We start from the raw sequence: 19,525 nt of genomic DNA on the forward strand, positions 1-19,525 counted from the left end.
GAGGAACTGTATTTTTCTGAGTAGATATTGACGGTTGGAGTCTCTATAAAATCAAAGGGATATATTTTAAAATAAATTTTAAGGGTTGAGCTATCCCCTGCTGTAAAAGCATGCTCTCACTGTTAGCTGGAATTATTCTCCGAAGCAGGTATCGACCGGAGTATAAGGATATAACTTCTGGATAAATCTATATTCGATTAGCAGGTTGGCTAATCTGCATTTTTAGCCAAAGAATGGGTTTGCATGCAAGTTAGCTGAATTTAAATATAAAAAGGGATGAGTTAGGTGGCCGGCATTCGCTCCGCAGAAGATATCCGTTTATGGGAAAAGCTTCAGAATGGTGATAAACATGCAATTTCCGCCCTCTTTGAAAAATATTACACGCCGTTGCTAAATTATGGTTTAAAGCTGATCCCTGATGAATCGCTCGTAAAAGATAGCATCCAAGAGCTTTTTTATGTCCTCTGGGAGCAGCGTGAGAACCTGTCAGAAGTAGAATATATTCGTTCTTATTTGTACGTATCACTCCGCAGAACGGTATTCAGGCAGGCAGAGATTAAAAAAACAAGGTATGAGCGGGATAAAGCGTATACTGACGAATTTTTCAGCCGCGTGGTAAATTACGAAGAGCTGAACAGAAAAGAGACGTTTGAAAAGGAGCAAAAAGAGCGACTGAAACAGGCGTTGGAATCCTTGAGTAACAAGCAAAAGGAGGCTGTGTTTTTAAAATTTTACAGCGGTCTGACCAACACGGAAATCGCGCAGGTGATGGAGGTAAATCGTCAGAGCGTCTATAATTATATCTACCGGGCAATTCAATCGCTGCAGTCTTATCTCGTGGAGTAGCCGTACCCTTTTAGATTACGTTGGAAAATATTGATTTATGATATCGTCGGAAGAATAAAATATGGCACAAATAGCAAAAAGCCTGTTATGAAACAATTCATATGCATATTAACATTTCTGGTTTTCATCTTAGGGAGTTATTCTTTTGCATTTGGTCAATCTTCAAAATCAGATCCGGATCAGGGGTTTAGGCGCATCCTGACGGAAGAAAAACGGGAGAACTGGGAGGGAAATCCTGAGTACTGGCAATTTGAAGACGGGATACTCATTGGAGAAGTGCCGGAAGCATCTCCCTTGAGGGGGAACATCTTCTATCGGTGGGAAAAGGAAGTGACCAATTTTGAGCTGAAAGTGGAATATCGAATCTCCAGCAAAGGCAATAGCGGAATCTACTACAGAAGTACCGCCTCCAAAGAAAATGAGAATGTATTACTTGGATACCAAGCCGATATCGACGGTGCGAACACCTACAGTGGAATTGTGTATGAGAACTATGAAGACCGGGGGCACCAGATTCTGGCCAACCGGGGACAGGTGATACAGGTGAGCGAGCAGGATGTCCCGGCCGAGATCGGATCAGTGGGCCAGAGCGAAGCACTTGCCACGAAAATCAATAGTGACGGGTGGAACTCCTACCATCTGATTGTCCGCGGCGATACGATCATCCAGATGTTGAACGGGCAGGTAATGTGTATACTGATTGACAGATATACCAACCGGGTAAAGAAGGGAATGCTGGGCGTACAGCTGCACCAGGGACCGCCCATGAAAGTGGAATATCGCAATTTCAGATTTAAGAAGTTACCCGGTTAGTTTTGAAAATCGGGATAATAGGGATCCCTCATTTGAGGTGGATCTTAATCAAAGCAAAAGAAAAGCACCAATGAATTTAGAACGGATTTTTATGAAAGCCAGATCGTTTATCATCGTATTATTAGCTCCATTGGTTCTGTCATCATACGACTCAGCATCCACCAATACCGAAGGGGTGAATTCAGGGGGAGATACCGAGCAGGATTCGGTATCGGAATCGATCCAATCCCTGCCGAACTTTGAAGTGCAGTTGCTGTACGAAGCGCCCCTTGAAGAACAAGGATCGTGGGTTTCCCTCGCTGTTGGTCCCCGTGGAGACCTGTTTGCTTCCGATGAGAACCAAAAGGGGACGTACCGCATCAGGATTGACGATACCACTGGTAATGCCGAGGTACAGGTGGAGGAGGTCCAGATGCCCGCCACCGGGGCCCAGGGACTTACCTGGGCTTTTGATCATCTGTATGCCAACATGCACCGGAAAGGGCTGTTCCGCATGCGGGACAGGCAGGGTGACGGACACTTGAACATAATGGAATATCTTGGCGGGCCTACCGAACAGGGCGACCATGGCAATCACGCGGTACTCCCCACGGAAGACGGCGACGGGTTATACGTAGTAAATGGCAATCACACCCCGCCGCCGGAGCTCACCTCCAGCCGCCTGTCGGGCTGGGAGGAAGATATTCTATTATCGCGGCAGTGGGACGCCCGCGGCCATGCACGAGGGGTATTTGCGCCCGGCGGGTATATCGCGCGCATCAATCCCGGGGCTACAGAATGGGAGATGATCAGCATCGGGCACCGGAATACCTACGATGCGGCGATCAACCCGCATGGAGAGCTGTTCACCTACGATGCCGACATGGAGTGGGATATGGGGATGCCGTGGTATCGCCCCACCCGGATTGTGCATGCCGTCAGTGGCAGCGACTACGGCTGGCGCAGCGGAAGCGGCAAATGGAAACAATATTATGAAGACAGCCTGCCCCCGGTGTTGAATATTGGTCCCGGATCTCCTACCGGACTGCTATTTGGTACGGGAGCCCAATTCCCCGCCCGCTACCAACGCGCCCTGTTTGGACTCGACTGGACGTTCGGGACCATGTACGCCTTCCACCTGGAACCCAAAGGAGCAAGCTACACCGCTACGGCCGAAGAATTTTTATCTGGCAGCCCCCTGCCGCTGACGGATGCTGTGATAGGAAAAGACGGGGCGCTCTACTTCATAACCGGCGGTTGGGATAATAAGACCAAGCTGTACCGCGTGATTTATACGGGAGACAAGTCCACGGCTCCGGTGGATGCCATCGATAATCCAAAGGCCCGGGCCGCCCGGCAGGAGCGTCAGAAGCTGGAAGCGTTTCACGGAAAGAGGGACCGGCGTGCAGTAGAGGTGGCCTGGCCCTACCTTGCGGATGAGGATCGGTTTTTGCGGCATGCGGCCCGCGTGGCGATCGAATCGCAGCCGGTGCAGTGGTGGGTGGACAAAGCATTAACCGCCGAACGCCCCCAGGCCCGGATTACCGGGCTGGTGGCCCTCGCGCGCACGGCCCCGGAACACTATCGGGAGGAAGCGATTGCATCTCTTCTAAATCTTGAGCTGGCTTCCCTGGATACCCGGCAGCAGCTCGGATACCTGCGGGCAATGGCCCTGGTGTGTATGCGCCTGGGAGATCCGGATGAGCAGGAGCGTTCAGAAATCACGGATACCCTGCAGGAACTTTTGCCCGCCAACGATGATCGCGTCAATGTAGAGCTGGTCCGCTTGCTGGTGTACCTGCAGGATGAACGCGTAATTGAAAAGGCCCTGGCGTTAATGCAACAGCAAGAGAAGCCCACATTGCCGGATTGGAGCGAGTTGGTCGCTCGAAATGAACACTATGGGGGTACCATTCAGCAGATGCTTGACGACCCGCCGCCGACCAATAAACTGGAATATGCCTTTATGCTCCGGAACCTGCAGAGCGGCTGGACGATAGAACAGCGGCGCGAATATTTTGCCTTCATTAACAATGCCGCCGATGCCATGGGGGGAGCCAGCTATACCGGCTTCCTGGAACGCATGCGGAACGAGGCCTTGCAAAATGCATCGGAAGCCGAGCGCAAGGCCGTAGCCGATATCGCGGGCGTTAATTTGTCGCAGGAGCCCGACTTCGAGATCAGTCCACCGGAAGGGCCGGGACGCAACTGGACCGTGGAGGAGGCGACAGAGGTCGTCTCGGATGGGTTCAGAAACAGGGACAACCTGGACTTTGAGAAGGGACGAAACGCCTTTTTTGCTACGGGTTGTGCAAGCTGCCACCGTTTTGCCGGCTATGGAGGAAATATCGGCCCGGACCTAAGCACCGTGGGCCAGCGCTTTTCTACCGAAAAGATGCTCAATGCTATCATAAGACCGAGTGATGTAATTTCGAGTTTGTACAATACCACACAGGTAACCTTAACAAACGGTGAGATTGTAACGGGACTGGTTGTGGATCAGCAGGACTCTATAAAAGTGTACAGCCGGGATCCCAATCAGGCCGCTGATGTATTTGCCGCCCGGGAAGTGGCATCCATGGAGCCGGTGGATATCTCCCAGATGCCACCGGATTTGATAAATCCACTAAATGCTGCAGAGCTCCAAAGCCTGGCCGCCTATTTAATTTCGGGCGGAGATCCAGGGAGTGAAATATTTAAGAGCGATAGCTCAGAGGATTAATAGGAATCAAAGATTGTTATTTCTTGAATTAAGAATCGGTTTACCCATGAATAAATGTCTGGGTACCAAAAATATATGGGCAAAGTTTTAGGCTAGATTGCGGGTGGGAAACATCATACTAAAGTAAAAAAAGTATTTTCACTAACGAATAGAGTTATTTCTATGTGATGGGAGCAAGATATCCAGCTCTTTATGATCTGATTTTTACGATCAATAATTGATCTATTCATCAAAAAGCCTAACAAGAAATTATATCAGTAAAACTGAAATCACGAGTTTGCAACTGGAATATGCCAAGCCTGGAAAAGTTTATGTGAGTAGATCTCTGTGATGCCTTCCTTTATATAATTGAAGCCTCTAAACCAATATGGGAACTGTAGAATTATGCAGATTAATTTGCTCTGGAGGTTTTGTTCACCTTTACAGGAGTGAAATGGTTCTTATATGTATGAGAAGAGGATAATTTTGCTATAAATACAAAGCTCATACTGCCAAAATTCCCAAAACGTCCTGTCAATAGAGATGAGGGTAATGCCATTTTAAAAGTGTAAAATAAATCAGGGGTTATTACGATGATTGCCGATGTCCGAAGCATTGTTATAAATATGATAGTGGTATTGATCCTGCCAGTAGGAGTCTCATTAGCCCAATCCCCAAAGGTGCCCAGCTATGAAATTTTGCGAACCAATTTTGTATCTCCTGATTATGCTGAATATGGGGAAGTCCCGCTCTGGTGGTGGGAGGCTGATAGTCTGACTGAAAAGAGAGTAACCTGGCAGCTGGAAACGCTTGCAGAGAAAGGGGTAAAATCTGTTAATCCAATTCAACGATCACCCGGTAGGACATATCCAGCCTCTTTTACTGATGAGTGGTGGAATATGATCCGATATACCAATGAGGAAGCGCAGCGTCTGGGGATGCATCTCTGGATATATGATCAGATCGGCTATGGCCATTATGGCTGGCTGGAAAAAGCCTCTGCTGAAGTAGAAGATCCAAAAACGAGTCGGATTGAATTCTATTCTGAAATGGTTGACGAAGGGAAAGCCTTGAGAATAGAACTACCTGAGGGGAAAGTGTTGGATGCAAGGGCTTATCCCATGAAAGACTCTATAGCAGTTGATGAGAAAAGCAGAGATATATCGGGGCACATAGGTAATAATATTCTTTCTTGGAAGCCGGAACAGGGAATTTGGAAAGTTGCAGTTTCAGTAGCTGTCCCCTACCGTTCGTTTTATCTGAATGAGGCTTCAACGGATACCTTCTTGGATCAATTATATGAAAAAATGGAGGAAGTGGTTGGTAAAGATGCGATGGGAAATAGTTTGCGAGGAGTTTTCCAAGATGAACATCCTCCAACTCCGCGGAACATATATACCGAAAAACTTGCCCGCGATTTTAAGAATAAATTCGGGTATAACATGGGCCGGGCGATTCCTTCTTTACATTTTGATGTAGGGGCTAAAACCCCTAAGTATAGGACCGATTTTTTTGATGCATACATTTCCGAAGTTGAAAACACATACTGGAAAAAAGTATATGACTGGACTCATAGTAGAAATCTCTTAACCAGTTATGATAATTGGGGCAGGAAAGATATTTATGACCAAAGTTTTGGATATATGGATTATTTCAGAACGCAACGATGGTTTTCTGCTCCTGGAATGGATGATTATCTCCCCTATTCTCTTGAGAATAGAAATTATTATGATACTAAAATTGGAGCCTCTATTTCTCGACTGTATGATAGGGAACGAGTGTGGGCCGAGGCGTTTCATACGTCTGGGTGGGGGCGAACTACAAACCAGACACTGACATGGTTGTCTACCCTGTTTACATGGGGAGCTAATTTGTATAATGAACACGGTTTGTATTACTCCATAAATGCAAATACGTGGGAGCATGCGGCCCCAGATCCCCATTGGCGTCAGCCGTACTGGGAGTATTACCAGGAGATTTCAGATTGGGTAGCACGGACGAGCTACGTAATTACCCGGGGCACCCATGTGACGGATGTAGCGGTCCACTATCCAGTGACGAGTGTGTTGGCAGAGCTTGCATTTGATGAGGATGAAAGAACTCAAGATGATTTGAATTATAACCTCTATATGGAGCTCTCACGCCATATCTATAACGACGGTATCGACAATGATATCATCGATGACCAGTCAATACTGGAGGCGGAGGTGAAAAACGGACGAATGCATGTAGCGGGAAATGATTACCAGGCACTGGTCTTCGGTCCAGAATCAACTTTTAGGCTTTCGGTTCTGGAAAAGGTAAAGCAGCTGGTGGAAAGTGGAGGCACAGTGTTGTTTTATGGTAATCTCCCCACAGCCTCGGCGGAAAATGGAAGAATAGATAGCGAACTTTCGGCCAGTTTAGCGGAGATGCTGGGAGTCTCATCCGTTGAAAAAAGCGGGAACAATATTATTGGTCGTAATTATCAGAGTGGGGGGTATACAGCCTTTGTACCTGATACGCCCGAGCTCCTGCCTTCGTTATTGTCTTCCCATATCGACAGGGACTTTATAGCCGCAAATGGACAGGTGTATTATCAGCATCGGAGCATTGGAGAGGTAGATGCATACCTCTTGCAGAATACGGGGAATAAATTGCTGAACATGGAGGCTCGTTTCAGAGTTGATGGGGTTCCCGAAATATGGGATCCATTCACTGGACAGATCCATAAGGTATCCGGGTTTAAAAGAAATAATGGATATACACGTGTAAATATGGAGCTGGAAGGGAATGTTGGTAAACTCTTAATTTTCAAACCTTCAGATCAGCAATCAGGGCAAAATGCAGAAACGAAACGGTTCCAAAGCATCGGTCCCTGGGTTTCAAACGAAAAGGAGCTCTCAAAATATTGGAACTTTTCAGTTAAGCCTACTCGTGATAACACCTGGGGTGCTTTTCGGTGGCCTCCATCTGATGAAAAGATTGGCCCGGAAATTCGGCAGTTTAAATACAAAGAAGAAGCCGGTGCATCGGGAATAACCAAAGGCTGGCACAGCTCCAGCTTTGATGACAGGGGATGGGAAGAGGTATTATACAGCAAAGGTCCATATTGGCTTACGTTGCAGGGTATGCCGGAAAATGAGAATTTTATTGAGCATATAACGAACAATACAGATGATATTAGCCTTGGAGGAAGTGAACACAGAGAAGGAGAACAGTTTCAGTGGGAGGCGATATCTTTTTCACAAAAATTAGGTAAACCTGCGTTTGCAGGATGGGGTGGACATTCGGGCTATCCTGATGGACATATTGATAGAAATTTCATAGCCCTTGATGAGGGCCCAAAGCTGCTTTATACAAGACTTTATACGCCCAAAAAACAACGGGTGGGCCTAAAGGTAGAGTTGAGAAATTCTTCAGCACGACTCTGGGTAAATGGAGCTGAGCAGTCATTTCAAGGAGCAGTGGGTAATTTGCCGTTGAAAAAGGGCTACAACAGTGTACTTTTGCACCTACCTGATGGCACCGGGGGCAGGTTATATGTCCAGAGAGAACCTCCTGTAGTGGAAGAACAGGGACAAGCACGCGGGAAAATCCAGCCTGATTTACGTAATGCTTCCTGGATATGGTCAGGCAGCTCCGATGGCACCTACCTTCGAAAATCGTTTGAACTCAATGAGACACCTACTTCAGCAAGTACCGTTGTTACAGGATTAACTGGTTTTATGCTATATGTAAACGGCCAAAAAGTGGGGGAGGAAATTGGGCCATGGGTTGATTGGAAGTATCCTGAACGAATTGACATTAAACCCTATCTGCGTGAAGGTGAAAATGTGATTGCGGCTTGGGGACAATATTATTCAGGACAGCATTATAAGCCTGAATATTCCGATCAATACAGCGCTGTGGCCTTGGCACTTAAAGCTGTGTTTGAAAACGGAAACACTTTTACACTGGAAACAGACCATTCATGGAAGGGGAGCTTCGAACAGTCTGATGGTTGGGAAACAATAGATTTTGATGACTCAGAATGGCATAATGCAACGGTAAAAGGCGAAGTCGGTGATGATCCCTGGGGAACTGGACTTTTAGAAAATATTGGTTCTTCAACAACTCCGTATCGCCCTTTGTCCATTAGTTTAAGTTCCCCTTATATCACCGCTTTTGACGAGGTCCCAGAAGTCCGCTACGATATAAAACCCCGATCAGATAAACGAGTGGGCTGGTATCGGTTTGAGGCCCCTCCGGGTATAAGTCAACTTCAACTTGATACCGGGGCAAAGGCTACAGTATGGGTTAATGGCGAGAAAGTCCCAATTAATAATGGCATTGTCTCTATTGAGGAGCCACCTTTGGATATGTCTATTGTTGCTATTCGTCTGGAGATGGAGCCTGGCAGGTATGCAGGTGCAGCATTTGAAAATCCCATAGCCTTAAACCTCGAGGGAGGTCGAATTAGAACCGGATCCTGGACCGAGTTTGGTCTTCCAACCTATTCGGGTATTGGAGTTTACCAACAAGATGTTCAATTCACACCTGAAGAAGCACGGAAAAATGCTATTCTGGATCTTGGTAAAGTAGCAGTGGCAACTGAAGTGTTTGTTAATGGTACATCTGCCGGCGTACGTGTTGCGGAACCCTTTAAATTCAATATTTCTGATCTGGTTAAACCCGGTAGTAACAATATTGAAATTAGGGTGGCCAATACGTTAAGTCCACATTTAACCATACCTAAAATGACACTCCATCCGGGGCCAACAACTTCAGGGTTAATTGGACCCGTTACTTTGACCTTACATTCGAAGTGAGAAATATCGGTGTTTATGGAAGAGTGTGAAAGAAAAGTCATTTCTTTTACTTAATGAACGGCTCAATAATTTTTAAATAACCCATATTGTAATCTGCAAACTAACATCATAAAAAATAAAATAAATATTGTACATGAATCCGATTTTAGGTGTGTTACTTCACGCTGTCGGTGGGTTTGCGGCTGGTAGTTTTTACCTTCCTTTAAAAAAAATTAAGTCTTGGGCTTGGGAGAGCTATTGGCTTGTCAACGGTTTTATTTCCTGGATTATCATGCCATGGCTGGTGGCTTGGCTTACAGTTCCGGAATTGGTTGACCTATTGGCAGGAGCTCCCCAGAGCAGTATGATTTGGTCCTATTTTTATGGAGTTTTGTGGGGCATAGGAGGGTTGACCTTTGGCCTAACTATGCGCTACTTGGGACTTTCGTTAGGTTATGCCATGGCCCTGGGATTAACGGCCATGTTCGGCACTATTATTCCACCAATTTACTTTGGAAATTTTGTGGAAATGCTGGTCCAATCCTCCGGACAGGTTACCATCGCCGGGATTATAGTAACGCTGGGAGGTATTGCGCTTACGGGTTGGGCCGGCTTTAGGAAAGATCAAGAAGTCTCAGAAGATGAAAAAAGAGCTGGTGTTAAAGAGTTCGACCTTGCCAAAGGGATTTGGGTGGCAGTATTGGCCGGTATTATGAGCGCGTGCATGGCGTTTGGGATTCAGGCTGGAAAGCCAATAGCTGAACTAGCCATACAGTATGATACACCTACTCTTTTCCAAAATTCTCCAGTGTTCATTGTAATTTTTGCCGGTGGATTCACCTCCAACTTACTTTGGTGTGTGTATCTGAATGTTAAAAATGGTACTATCTCGGACTATTTCGACGGAAGCACTCCAATTTTAGTCAACTATATTTTTTCTGCACTAGCCGGGATAACATGGTACTTCCAATTCATGTTTTATGGGATGGGAAGTTCACAGATGGGGCAATACGATTTTGCCAGTTGGAGCATCCACTTTGCTTTCGTGATTTTCTTCAGCAATATGTGGGGACTGCTGACCCAGGAATGGAAAGGGTCTGGTAAGAGGACGATGCGAATTATCTACATGGGGCTGTTTATACTTGTTTTATCGGCCTGTATTATCGGATATGGAAACTACCTGGCTGGTGCAGAATAGTTATATAATATTCAACTAGATAGATAAATTTTATGCAAGATACTTATCCTTTTAAAATAGGTCTGTTTGGAATTGGTCTTGACACATATTGGCCGCAGTTTGACGGGTTGAAAGAACGACTAAAGGGGTATCTCCAAACAGTAGAGCATCGCCTGAATACATACGGTGCAGAAGTGGTAAATGCCGGGTTGGTAGATGCTCCGGAGAAGGCGTTCAAAGCGGGCCATTTTTTTCGACAGCAGGATGTAGATTTGATATTCCTGCACGTCACCACATACGCCCTTTCCTCTACCGTACTCCCGGTGGTACAGCGGGCTGATGTACCTGTAATAATTTTAAACCTGTCGCCGGAATCATCAATCGATTACGAATGGTTTAACAGTATCGATGACCGTACCCGGATGACAGGAGAATGGCTGGCTCATTGCGGAGCCTGCCCTGTGCCTGAAATAGCTAACGTTTTCCGGCGTGCCGACATTGACTTTCATCAGGTTACCGGAATATTGGATGAAAATGACTCCTGTTGGGAGGAAGTTCGTGAGTGGGTTGAAGCTGCAAACGTAGCACACACGATGTTCCACAATCGATTGGGTTGTATGGGACATTATTACAGTGGAATGCTGGATATTTATTCTGATATGACGCTACAATATGCTACGTTTGGTGGACATATTGAGTTGATTGAGGTGGACGAATTAACGAAAATTAGACTCGATGTATCTGATCAGGAGATTAAGAAACGAGTACAGTTGTTTCAAAAAGAATTTGATGTTCAGGATGACTGCTCGCTAAATGCTCTCCAGGAATCGGCCCGCACCTCTGTAGCCCTTGACAAAATAGTAGATAAATATGAGCTGGGTTCATTGGCGTACTATTACAAAGGCACCGGTGTACCAGAAAACGAAGCTACAATAGCAACTATCATCCTGGGAACTTCACTTCTAACAGCCAGAGGGATACCGGTAGCCGGAGAGTATGAGGTTAAAAACGCCCAGGCTATGAAAATCATGGATAGTTTCGGGGCAGGCGGTTCTTTTACCGAATATTATGCTATGGATTACGATTCTGATGTGGTACTCATGGGGCATGATGGTCCGGGACATATCAAAATTGCTGAAGGGAAGACGAAAGTAAAACCATTGGATGTGTATCATGGGAAGGTGGGCCAGGGGCTTTCGGTTGAAATGTCTGTGAAGCATGGACCCGTGACATTGTTATCGGTAGTAGAGGATGGAGGTACGATAAAATTACTGGTAGCTGAGGGAGAGTCTGTTCCGGGACCTATAATGGAAATAGGGAATACCAACAGCCGCTATCAATTTTCTACAGGAGCTCGAGATTTTGTTGAACAATGGAATAGTGAAGGTCCTGCTCATCATTGCGCCGCAGGGATAGGTCATATCGCTTCAAAGATTATGAAATTGGGCAATCTCCTTGATATTGATGTCACAAAAATTTGTTAATGGGAAATTTCATTGTTCGACTTATCCAGTATTACTGAACATCCGTGTTAGCTTAAGATGAACTATCATGAAATACGATCTAAGAAAAAAGTATTTATATATCGGGTTAATCATTTTGTTGGGAGCCTGTAGCAACGGCCCCAACAACTCTGTTTACCAAGAGTTGAGATCGAATTTTAAGACTCCTACTGCCTCTTCACATCCTGGAGTATATTGGTACTTTATGGACGGTAATATGTCAAAAAAGGAGATGACAAAAGATCTGGAATCCATGAAGGCGGCTGGTATTAGTCATCTTATATTTCTCGAAGTTAATGTTGGAATACCAAGGGGAGAGGTTAACTTCATGAGTGAGAAATGGCTAGACTTGTTTGAGCATGCCGAAAGTGTTGCAAGAAGACTGGATATTGCCATCACATTGGGAGTAGGACCTGGCTGGACCGGCAGCGGAGGACCCTGGGTTGAGGGAGAATCTTCAATGCAACATCTGGTTGCTAGCGAAACGAAAGTTGATGGGCCTGTTGAATTCAAGGCAAAATTGGAGGTACCACCTCCACACAAACCATTTTTTGGAGAGAGTTGGTTCACGGAAGATTTAAAATCAAGGTGGAATACATACTATCAGGATGTTAGGGTTCTGGCCTATCCGACACCAACTTATAATAAAAAGGTCCATTTATTGGATGAAAAATCGTTGGTATACCGATCACCGTATACCTCAGACACAACAACCAGGCCGCATTTGCCCGCACCTTCTTCAAAACAGTTTAAGGGCCTCGACAAAGCAAGTATTATCGATATTTCAGATCATTTAAATAAAGAGGGGATTCTGGAATGGAGTGTTCCCAAGGGTAAGTGGATGATATTAAGATTTGTAAGTCGAAATAATGGCAATGTAACAAGGCCGGCACCCTTGCCCGGGGTAGGGTTTGAAGCGGATAAGTTCGATTCAACGGCACTGAAAAACCACCTGGATAATTTCCTTGGTAAAATTTTTGAAAAGATTGAACCCCTGAACACACAGGGTAAGGGTGGGCTAAAAATGCTGCACATGGATAGTTGGGAGATGGGAGCCCAGAATTGGACGCAGGATTTCCGTGAGGAATTCGAAAAACGGCGAGGATATGATCCCCTGCCATATCTCCCGGTGTACAATGGGGAAATTGTTGGGAGCCTTGAGGAAAGTGAACGCTTCTTATGGGATCTAAGAATGACCTCCCAGGATTTAATATTCGATGAACATGTTAAATTCATAAAAAAATATGCTCAAAAACGAGGATTGGGGTTGTCCATTGAGCCTTACGATATGAATCCCACCTCGGATCTCGCTTTAGGGTCTTTTGCAGATGTGCCAATGGCAGAGTTTTGGACGAATCGATTTAATTCCTCATTCAGTGTAAACGAAGCGACCTCCATTGCGCATGTCCAGGGCAAAAAAGTGGTCCAGGCAGAAGCTTTTACCTCTGATCAGGAAGAGAAGATGCTGCATCATCCGGCTTCTATTAAAAACCAGGGCGACTGGGCCTTTTCGTTGGGAGTAAACAGGCTTTTTTATCATACGTTTGTACACAAATCGCTGGGGGACACACTGAAACCTGGGATGACAATGGGACCTTATGGCGTGCATTGGGATAGAGGGCAAACCTGGTGGCCGATGGTTGCTGATTACCATACCTATATCGCCAGGAACTCATACATGATGCAGCAAGGCACGAATATAGCCGATATTTTGTATCTGACTCCGGAGGGCGTACCCCACGTATTCCTGCCTCCTCCTTCCGCTGTTACCGGTACCGATAGGCTTCCCGACCGCAAGGGGTTTGACTTTGATGCCTGTTACCCGGCAACATTAATAGAAGATGCTAGTGTAAAAGATGGTAGCATTGTCTTTCCTGGAGGGGCTTCCTACCAGGTGTTGGTGTTACCGCTGAGGGAAACAATGTCCATACAGCTGTTGACTAAAATTGAACAATTGCTGAGAGATGGCGCGACCGTTATTGGTTCACCCCCCACAAGATCTCCGAGTTTAAGCGGATATCCTGATGTTGATCACAAAATCAAACAAAAAGCTAAAGATCTATGGGGTTCTGATGCAGATACCTCGAAAAAAAATATGGTAGAAGTTGGAAAAGGTCGATTGGTGTTTGGCGGAGAGTTGTTAGAACGGGATGGCGAGAGCTTATATCCCGGATACCCAGAAGTTGCCTCGATTTTAGGTAATGAAGGGATGATCGCTGACTTTTCCACATCGGCTGAAATCAGGTATGGCCACAAAAAGGTTGGTGATATTGACCTGTATTTTGTCTCCAACAAAACGGATGACCCAATAAAAACAGAAGCCACGTTTAGAGTTCATGACAAAGTACCTGAACTCTGGAATCCACAAAATGGAAATACATACGTTCTTCCTGAATACGAGTCGAATGCTAAATCGACGACTATTCCTTTAAAATTTGAGCCTCACCAGAGTTATTTCATCGTGTTTGGGAGCGGAGCATCAAATGGTATCAGAAATCAAAATTTTCCAGAACTTATCAAACAGAGAGAGATAGGTGGTCCCTGGAGTGTTTCCTTTGACACAAGCTGGGGTGGTCCTGCTACTGCAATGTTCGATAGCTTGATAGACTGGAGCACAAGCGCCAATGATCAAATCAAATATTATTCAGGTATAGCTAGCTATAAAAAGGAATTTAGCCTACCGTCCGATTTTGAAAAAGGCGAAAATAAGCAGATCAGATTGAACCTGGGGGATGTGAAAAACATCGCGCGAATTAGTATTAATGGAAACGAAGTTGGAGTTGTTTGGTCCGAGCCCTGGGAAATTGAAATCACAGATGAGGTAAGGGAAGGGATAAATAAGATTGAAATTGACGTCGCCAATTTATGGGCCAACCGGCTTATCGGGGACCAGCAATTTAAGGATGATGGAATCGATAATGGCCAATGGCCCGAATGGCTGATAGCCGGAGGCCAACGGCCATCCGGGAGATATACCTTTGTTACCTATCCCTACTTTGAAAAAAAATCGCCTCTCCAATCCTCTGGATTACTCGGTCCGGTAACGATCGAAAATCAGGCTTTGTAAATAATGATTTTGAAAATCATTTCATGAATGCGGGTTTTAGTATGCGCCATTTCACCTTTTTAAAAAAAGTTCAAATTATTTGAGTAGATCCCCGAAATGCCTTGCTTTATATAAGTGAATGATCAACTAAAGGGGAAATTACGTGCCTGAATATGAACAAAAATTGATGGATCTATTTGATGATCCTTCTTTTATTCGCTGGCTAAAAGGGGAGGCTCCGCCCATGGAAGAGGAAAGATGGGAGCAATGGGAGGCAGAAGAGCCAGAGCATCAAGAGATTAGGAAGAAAGCTCAAAAACTGTATGACTTGCCTTTTGAAGAAAGCAGGGCAAATGATCTTCAAAGGGAATTAACGCAGTTTCAGTCACGTCTGAATGATTATCCTCACATTTTTAAAATGGAAGACAAGGAGCGACAGGTCCGTTCGGGTTACCGTTGGGCGGTTGCCGCGGCTGTTGCTCTCCTACTTACTACGGTCACTGTCATAGCGTATTACACCCAGCAACAGCCAAAAGAGGTCGAATCGACTCCGCTATTTTCAACGATTGAAGTGGGGTACGGGGAAAAGGGGGCACTGAAGATCAGTGACGGATCAACAATTAAACTTAATGCAAATTCGACACTGCGTTATAGTCCGGAACAGTTCAACCGATCGAATGTAGAGGTCTGGCTTAAAGGAGAAGCCTATTTTTCTATTGTTCGGGATCCGGATGGAAAGAAAAGAAATTTCACAGTACATACTCCTGATGGGGATATTCAGATACTGGGCACCCGGTTTAATGTAAATACCCGGTACGACCGCACTGGGGTTGTGTTGGAAGAAGGCAGTATCGAGATTTTACTTAAAGATTCGGCGAAGGGGGTAGCTGGTCGGTTTAAACTGAAACCGGGGCAACGCGCCCAGTTTTCAGTTAACCAGCCGAACGTACAAATACAGGAGGTAGACACCCTGCTTTATACCGCTTGGCTGGATGGTAAATTTGTATTTGATGATATTCCATTTATTGAACTCGTGCGGGATGTAGAACATATTTATGGTATAACGATCCAGGTAACGGATGAAAAACTGTTGAATCAAAAGGTTACAGGAACGCTTCGAAATCCGGACCTGAAAACACTTATGGAAGGAATTTCAGCAATACTCCACGTAGATGTGATAAAAGAAAAACAAGGATTGTACTCAATAGAAAGAAAACGGGATAAATAACAAACGGGATAAACTATGCTTGAAAAGCAATTAATATCTGAAACCAGGAATAATAAAAAAGGGGAAAACGTATGATGAGTAGGCGGATACACAAATGGACATTGATAGTACTGTTTATGCTGGCCGAGATGACGGTCGTTCAGGCTCAAAATAAGGGGCAGGCTAACACACTGGCACAGCTAAAAGTAGCTGAAGGAACTGATTTTCATACCGGTATTGATACGGGAGTCAAGTTTACTTCTGCCCTGGAGCAGCTGGAAAAGAAATTTGATATCTCGTTTATGTATAAAACGGGACTGCTGGACGGCGTATACGCCCCTTCCGATGTTGGGCAGACCGATAACCTGACCTATGAACTTAACAGGTTGCTTGACCCCTACAGTCTGAAATATACCCGGCTGAACAACCGCACATTCGCTATTTCGCTGGATTTTTCAAAATATGCGCAGACTGTGAAAAGGGAGAAAATCGAGCAAATTCAGGGCACCGTCACCGATGCGAATACCGGTGAGACCCTGCCCGGGGTAAATGTGGTTTTCAAAGGTACAGCAACGGGGACGGCAACAGATTCAGAAGGAAATTACAGCCTGCAGGCTACAGGGGAGCAGGATACACTCCTGTTCTCGTTTATTGGATATCAAACCAGGGAGGTTCCTGTCAATGGCCGAACCACGATTGATGTAGCCCTCTCGCCCCAGGCATTGGTCGGTGAAGATGTCGTTGTCGTGGGATACGGATCACAAAGACGGGCCGATATAACGTCGGCAGTGGCGGAAGTGGACCTGGAGAGTGCCCAGGACCGACCCGTAACAAATCTCACAAACCTTATGCAGGGGCAGGCACCGGGGCTGGTTGCCAAACAAACTTCTGGAACTCCCGGGGAGGAGCTGCAGGTCAACATTCGGGGGATAAGTTCTCTCGGCGCCGGCAGCGAACCGCTCTATGTTATTGACGGGTTTCCAGTGGGAACATCGGTTGGCCAGAATATAAACCCGTCAAATATTGAAAGTATTTCCGTCCTGAAGGATGCTTCTTCAACGGCTATTTACGGGGCCAGGGGATCTAACGGGGTTATTCTTATCACAACCAAGTCGGCTGAGGAGGGAGCAGTTGATATCTCGTTTAATGCCACCTCCGGTATTCAGAATATTCCCGATTCCAGAAGGACAGAGATGATGAACGGGGAGGAATTCGCACGATTCAAAAAAGAGGCCTTCATGGATAAGATTCGTTATTTCGAGAACAGGGAGCCGAGTATTGATGAGGTGCCGGAAAGCTATCGGAACCCGGAGCAAACACAACATTCGACCGACTGGGTCGACCAGATTCTTAATCAGAATGCTCCCTTTCAGCGATATAACATCTCCGTCGGCGCGGGCAGAGGACCGGTTCGGTCATTTGTGTCTGTCGGTTATCTCAATCAAAAGGGAGCTGTGATCGAAACCGGATTTGAGCGGTTTAATGTACGGGCAAACCTGAGGGGCGACCTCCATGAGAAAATCACGATGGGCTGGAACCTGGCGGGATCTTTTTCCCGGGAACAATATGCACCCACAACGGGTCGCGATGCTATTATTGGGTCGGCACTGTGGGCAGATCCCCGGGAGCCGGTCTACAATGAAGATGGAACTTACAACGCTTATATCGGGGGTAGAGACGGGGTCTTTGGCACGCCCAACCCGGTGATGGAGTTGACGGAGATGGACAGAGACCGTGATACCGGGAATTTGACGACCAATGGATACCTGGAATTTTCTATCCTGGAGAACCTTTCGTTTAAATCGTCGGTCAACGCCAGTATTGAGAACAACAGCCAAAAGGAGTTTCGTCCTTCTTACTTGGCGGGAAGAGGGTTTAACAATCCGCCTCCCAGGGAAGCATACCTGAATGAATGGGATTCCGAGGTCTATAATTATGCCACTGATCAACTTCTCACCTATATGACCAGCCTCGGTGATCATGACATCACACTGATGGGTGGTTTTTCTGCACAGGAGGAAGTTGTGAAAAATATTTCGACTTCAGGCGACGAGTTCCCGAATGACATCGTGCGGTATCTTGATGCCGCCACAAGAGTGGAAGCAGGTTCTTCTGAAGCTGACTGGAGTCTGCTGGCCTATTTCGCCCGGCTGAACTACAATTTTGATAACAAGTACCTGGTATCGGCTACATTCCGCCGGGAGGGGAGTTCCCGGTTTGGTTCCAATAACAGGTGGGGCGACTTTCCGGCCGTGTCGCTGGGTTGGAGAGTCTCCGAAGAGTCATTCGTCCCTGACTACAGCTGGCTGTCGGACTTAAAACTCCGGGGTAGCTGGGGCGTTACCGGTAACAACAGCATCGGGAATTACAGGAGCTTGTCTACCATGAACCAGGCGAATTACATACTGGATGGAGAGTTCGTGAACGGGCAGGTATTAAGTTCATTTGCGAATGCCAATTTGGGATGGGAGCAATCCAACCAGGTCAATCTGGGCATGGATCTGGCTCTCCTGAACAACCGGGTAACGTTCACGGCCGAGGCGTACAGGAAAGTCACCAACGACATGCTGCTGCCGACCGAAATTCCCGTAGTCTCCGGGTTCCAAACCACATTTACGAATATCGGTGAAGTTGAAAACAAGGGCCTGGAATTTTCTCTCGGATATCGGAAATCGGGCCAGGACTTCAGTTATAACGCCGATTTCAATATCTCGTTCAACCGCAATGAAGTACTTGCCATCGGCGGGAATAATGACGAAATCAGGAATGGCGGATTTTATGGAGCCTACAATGTTTCAAGACCCGGCCGCCCGATTGGCATGCTGCACGGCTACAAGTGGCTCGGAATCTTCAATACCGAAGAGGAGATCGATAACCACGCCACACAAGACGGTGCAATTCCGGGTACCTTTAAATATGCCGATACCAACGGAGACGGCGTCGTTTCCTACGACACAGAGGATATGGTGGAGATCGGGAACCCGCATCCCAAATTTGTTTGGGGCCTGACCCTCGGGGCGGATTACAAAAACTTTGATTTGAGCGTGTTGGTCACCGGAGCCCAGGATTACGATGTGATGAGGCAGATCGAAAAAACCACGCTCAACATGGATGGAGTCTTTAACATCCTCGCGGCGGGCAAGGACCGATGGAGATCGCCGGATAACCCCGGGAACGGGCGTATTCCCACTTCAAACACCTGGAAGTGGCAGCGAGAGTCAAACTCAAAATATGTGTACGACGCCAGTCATGCCTGGTTTAAAAATGTGACGCTGGGCTACACCTTCTCGCAAATTCCCGGCATAAGCAATGTCCGGGTATATGTCAGTGCTGACAACCTGTTGCTGATCTCAAGTTATCCGGGCAACAATCCCGAAGTGGACCAATACGGGGGAATAAGGCCTGGTGTTGACGATCAGACATACCCGGTTCCCCGGACATTTTCTCTCGGTGCTGCAGTCAATTTTTAAACTAATATTTGGATA

At 46.3% G+C, this 19,525-nt stretch carries 9 protein-coding genes; all 9 read left to right on the forward strand.

What is annotated here, in order from left to right:
• Positions 1-285 precede the first annotated feature (285 nt).
• The 9 genes from ACG2F4_RS14145 (at position 286) to ACG2F4_RS14185 (ending at position 19,510) form a co-directional block, all read left to right on the forward strand.
• On the forward strand, positions 286-846 hold the full coding sequence (locus ACG2F4_RS14145) for an RNA polymerase sigma factor (protein WP_395261534.1): 561 nt from the start codon (positions 286-288) through the stop codon (positions 844-846).
• Between the two features lie 87 nt (positions 847-933).
• A complete protein-coding gene (locus tag ACG2F4_RS14150) occupies positions 934-1,659 on the forward strand; it encodes a DUF1080 domain-containing protein (protein WP_395261535.1) in 726 nt (241 codons plus the stop codon).
• Positions 1,660-1,750: 91 nt separating this feature from the next.
• The gene (locus tag ACG2F4_RS14155; protein ID WP_395261536.1) at positions 1,751-4,360 is read left to right on the forward strand and encodes a c-type cytochrome; all 2,610 of its coding nucleotides are present in this window, start codon (positions 1,751-1,753) and stop codon (positions 4,358-4,360) included.
• A 572-nt stretch (positions 4,361-4,932) separates the two neighbouring features.
• Positions 4,933-9,129, forward strand: coding sequence for a glycosyl hydrolase (locus ACG2F4_RS14160; RefSeq protein WP_395261537.1), 4,197 nt, complete (start codon positions 4,933-4,935; stop codon positions 9,127-9,129).
• Positions 9,130-9,262: 133 nt separating this feature from the next.
• Positions 9,263-10,306: an L-rhamnose/proton symporter RhaT gene (gene rhaT / locus ACG2F4_RS14165; RefSeq protein WP_395261538.1), complete on the forward strand. Its 1,044-nt coding sequence runs from the start codon at positions 9,263-9,265 to the stop codon at positions 10,304-10,306.
• A 32-nt stretch (positions 10,307-10,338) separates the two neighbouring features.
• On the forward strand, positions 10,339-11,769 hold the full coding sequence (locus ACG2F4_RS14170; protein WP_395261539.1) for an arabinose isomerase: 1,431 nt from the start codon (positions 10,339-10,341) through the stop codon (positions 11,767-11,769).
• 67 nt (positions 11,770-11,836) lie between these two features.
• The gene (locus ACG2F4_RS14175; protein WP_395261540.1) at positions 11,837-14,854 is read left to right on the forward strand and encodes a glycosyl hydrolase; all 3,018 of its coding nucleotides are present in this window, start codon (positions 11,837-11,839) and stop codon (positions 14,852-14,854) included.
• Positions 14,855-15,020: 166 nt separating this feature from the next.
• Positions 15,021-16,061: a FecR family protein gene (locus ACG2F4_RS14180; RefSeq protein WP_395261541.1), complete on the forward strand. Its 1,041-nt coding sequence runs from the start codon at positions 15,021-15,023 to the stop codon at positions 16,059-16,061.
• A 71-nt stretch (positions 16,062-16,132) separates the two neighbouring features.
• Positions 16,133-19,510: a SusC/RagA family TonB-linked outer membrane protein gene (locus tag ACG2F4_RS14185; protein ID WP_395261542.1), complete on the forward strand. Its 3,378-nt coding sequence runs from the start codon at positions 16,133-16,135 to the stop codon at positions 19,508-19,510.
• The last annotated feature ends 15 nt before the right edge of the window (positions 19,511-19,525 follow it).

This window comes from Halalkalibaculum sp. DA3122, from assembly GCF_043951865.1.
Taxonomy (GTDB): Bacteria; Bacteroidota; Rhodothermia; order Balneolales; family Balneolaceae; genus JAMQKA01.